We start from the raw sequence: 3,980 nt of genomic DNA, 5'->3' as shown, positions 1-3,980 counted from the left end.
CACCTTCCGTAACGGTTGCTTCAAAGAAATCAGACATTTCTTTCGTAAGCGTAAGAACCTTCGCATCATATTCAGGAAGTCCAAGTTCTTCGACATACCGTTTCTTACGAACATCTGGAAGTTCTGGAATCGTTGCACGAACACGTTCTTTCCATGCTTCATCAATCGAAAGTTCAACTAAATCTGGTTCTGGGAAGTAACGATAGTCGTCAGAGCCTTCCTTTACACGCATGAGAATCGTTGACTTCGTTGTTTCATCATAGCGACGTGTTTCTTGTTCAATAATACCGCCAGAAAGCAAGACTTGCTCTTGACGTTCCTCTTCATACTCTAATCCCTTTTGAACGAATGCAAAGGAATTTAAGTTTTTCAATTCAGTTTTCGTACCGAATTCTTCTTGGCCTACAGGACGAATCGAAATATTCGCATCACAGCGAAGAGATCCTTCTTCCATTTTACAGTCAGATACACCTGTATATTGAATAATGGACTTTAACTTTTCCAAGTAAGCATAAGCTTCTTCTGGTGTACGGATATCTGGTTCAGATACGATTTCAATTAGCGGTGTTCCTTGACGGTTGAAATCGACAAGAGAGTGATTCCCCGCTGCATGAGTCAATTTACCAGCATCTTCTTCTAAGTGAATACGAGTAATCCCGATCCGCTTTTTGTTACCACCGACTTCGATTTCAATCCAGCCGTGTTCACCGATTGGTTGATCAAATTGTGAGATTTGATATGCTTTCGGATTATCAGGATAGAAATAGTTTTTACGATCAAATTTCGTATCCGTTGCAATTTCACAGTTTAATGCCATAGCAGCCTTCATACCGAAGTCTACTGCTTCCTTATTAATGACAGGAAGTACCCCTGGATAACCTAAATCAATAACGCTCGTTTGTGTATTTGGGGGCGCACCGAAGAGATTAGGACTTGCTGAGAACATCTTTGTTTTTGTTTTTAATTCTACATGGACTTCTAAACCAATAACTGTTTCAAAATTCATCTCGTTTCGCCTCCCTTATAATTGTGGTTTTTGCTTGTGATAGTCAGTTGCTTGTTCAAATGCATGTGCAGTGCGATAAATCGTTGCCTCGTCAAAATATTTACCGATAATTTGCAAGCCAAGTGGCAGACCATTTTCTGCGAACCCACATGGAACAGAGATTCCCGGAACGCCTGCAAGGTTTACTGGAATAGTTAATATATCATTTGCATACATCGTTAATGGATCATCAATAATTTCGCCTACTTTAAATGCAGGTGTCGGTGTTGTTGGTCCGATAATCACATCATAGTTAGCAAATACATTATCAAAGTCTTGTTTAATTAAGGTACGAGCCTTTTGTGCTTGTTTATAATAAGCATCATAATAACCAGAGCTAAGAGCAAAGGTACCAAGCATAATACGACGTTTTACTTCATCGCCAAAGCCTTCGCTACGCGTATTTTTGTAAAGTTCCAATAGGTTTGTCGCATTGTCTGTACGATATCCGTATCTTACTCCGTCGAAGCGAGCAAGGTTTGCAGAAGCTTCTGATGATGATAGTAGGTAATACGTTGCAAGTGCATATTTAGAATGTGGAAGAGATACTTCTTCCCACGTTGCGCCAAGTCCTTCTAATACTTTTAGTGCATTTCGAACAGATTGACGTGCTTCTTCGCCAACGCCTTCTCCGAGATATTCTTTCGGAACCGCAATACGAAGTCCTTTTACATCGCCAGTTAAAGCTGATACATAATCTCCTACCGGTACATTTGCAGAAGTAGAATCATTTTGATCTAGGCCAGAAATTGCTTGAAGCAAGTATGCATTATCTTCCACATTACGTGTAATCGGCCCAATTTGATCAAGTGAAGATGCAAATGCTACAAGACCAAAACGTGATACACGGCCGTATGTAGGTTTTAATCCAACTACTCCGCAGAAAGATGCTGGTTGACGAATTGAACCACCTGTATCAGATCCAAGTGAAAATAATACTTCCCCAGCTGCCACAGAAGCAGCAGAACCACCGCTAGATCCACCTGGTACATAGGCAGTATTCCAAGGATTCTTCGTAGGGAAGAAGCTAGAGTTTTCATTGGAAGAACCCATTGCAAATTCGTCCATGTTCAGCTTACCAATTGTAATGGTTTCAGCTTGGGTTAGCTTTTGTACAACCGTTGCATCATAAATAGGATCAAAATTTGCTAGTATTTTACTAGCACATGTCGTACGAAGATTCTTCGTCACGATATTATCCTTCACACCGATTGGCATACCAAAAAGCAGACCTTTTTCATCAGTCTTTCCAAGTTTTTCATCTAGTTCTTTTGCTTTTGCACGTGCATTCTCTTCATCTAATGTGATAAATGAACTAACTTTATCCTCTACCTTGGCAATGCGATCATACGACTCATCTACCAAATCAGTAACAGAAATTTCTTTACTATGTAACTTCTTATGTAATTCTGATACAGAATAGTCAAATAATGACACAGTACATTCCCCTCCTCTATTCTATAATCGCTGGCACACGGACTTGATTGTTTTTATGATCCGGAGCATTCTTTAATACATCTTCAATTGGTAATCCTGGTTGTGGTACATCTTCACGCATAACATTTTTCATATCTAACACGTGGAATGTAGGCTTTACATCGTCAGTATTTAATTCATTTAATTGCTCAGCAAATCCAATAATAGCATCAAGTTCTTTAGATAACTTTTCAGCCTCTTCTTCAGTAAACGTAAGACGTGCTAAATGAGCAACGTGCTTTACAGTATCAACAGAAATTCTCGACACGTTCAGACACCTCCATACATATTTCGTTCTATTACACAATAATATTGATGATACCAGACTTTCTTGTATACAAGCAAGACATGTAGCAAGAATGGTCAGTTTTTTCATAGGTACAAAAAAGTTGCTATTGCTATTTTGTTCGAATAATCAAAAAACAGAACGGTTGCACCATCATTCATTATACCACTCACGGATAGGATATAAACGGAAAGTTAGTAGAAATGGAAAGCGCTTTAGTAGAAATAGTCAGGATACTTTTCTTTTTATTTTTATATATTTTTTATATATTTTTCACAATATATAAATTTAATTGTTTTCCATAATATGCTACGATAGGTGTAGATAAAATTATATATACTTGGACTTTTCTATGTTTAGAGAACATTCTCTTTCTATTATATTAGTGTTTTATAATTCATTTTTTTAATTAAAGGAATACGAAAATATTCCTTTCTACTACCACGTTCTACAATCTTACATGATTCTACATACAGATTCTATTTCATACCCATTTCAAATTCGTTTTTATAAAGGGGGGAACGGATATAAGCTATGCTTGTATCCTTATGCAATGAACGCATCAACAAACACTCTACTCGTTAGCTCACTAGTCGCAAGTGGCTTAGCTGTTGTAGCCACAAACACATATGCAGCAACTGATTCAGCCATGCAGCAAGGCATAGTTACCACCTTACACTTAAATGTTCGCTCAGCACCATCTACTACGAGTACAATTCTTGGTACACTCGTCCAAGGGCAATCGGTTTCTATCGTAAATCAAAACAATGGGTGGGCCAAGATTTCCTTCAACGGAAAGGATGCATATATTTCACTCGATTATATTAGACTTGCTAGCCCAGCGACTACCAGTGCGCCTGCTCAAACGCAGACAGCTACCGTCAATGCTGATAAATTAAATGTTCGCTCGGATGCTTCCACTTCTAGTAGTATTCTAGGTTCTTTGATTCAAGGTCAATCCGTTTCTGTTCTTAGCTCTAGCAACGGTTGGGCTAAAATTTCCTTTAACGGCAAAGATGCTTTTGTTTCCTTGGCTTTCTTAAAACTTGCAGACTCTTCCGCTAGTTCGCCGGCTCCAAGTACTCATGCACCTGCGCCGGTTCAAACTCAAGCAGCTACCGACAATGCTGATAAATTAAATGTTCGCTCGGATGCTTCTACTTCTAGTAGTAT

General features: G+C 38.7%; 4 protein-coding genes. 1 reads left to right on the top strand and 3 read right to left on the bottom strand.

Translation table 11 applies throughout. The features are described 5' to 3' along the window. The 3 genes from gatB to gatC form a co-directional block, all read right to left on the bottom strand. A partial coding sequence (gene gatB, locus AC11ZT_RS07735; protein WP_484059045.1) for an Asp-tRNA(Asn)/Glu-tRNA(Gln) amidotransferase subunit GatB occupies window positions 1-1,006 on the bottom strand: 1,006 nt, incomplete at its 3' end. Window positions 1,007-1,021: 15 nt separating this feature from the next. After that, on the bottom strand, window positions 1,022-2,482 hold the full coding sequence (gene gatA, locus AC11ZT_RS07730) for an Asp-tRNA(Asn)/Glu-tRNA(Gln) amidotransferase subunit GatA (RefSeq protein WP_484059044.1): 1,461 nt from the start codon (window positions 2,480-2,482) through the stop codon (window positions 1,022-1,024). A 16-nt stretch (window positions 2,483-2,498) separates the two neighbouring features. Continuing rightward, the gene (gene gatC, locus AC11ZT_RS07725; protein WP_379970908.1) at window positions 2,499-2,789 is read right to left on the bottom strand and encodes an Asp-tRNA(Asn)/Glu-tRNA(Gln) amidotransferase subunit GatC; all 291 of its coding nucleotides are present in this window, start codon (window positions 2,787-2,789) and stop codon (window positions 2,499-2,501) included. Between the two features lie 478 nt (window positions 2,790-3,267). On the opposite strand from gatC, the gene AC11ZT_RS07720 reads away from it, so the two are divergent. Further along, window positions 3,268-3,980, top strand: a 713-nt coding sequence (locus AC11ZT_RS07720; RefSeq protein ID WP_484059043.1) for an SH3 domain-containing protein, incomplete at its 3' end; no start/stop codon positions are given.

Source organism: Ectobacillus sp., assembly GCF_056992975.1.
This window is presented reverse-complemented; position numbering and strand designations above follow the sequence as displayed.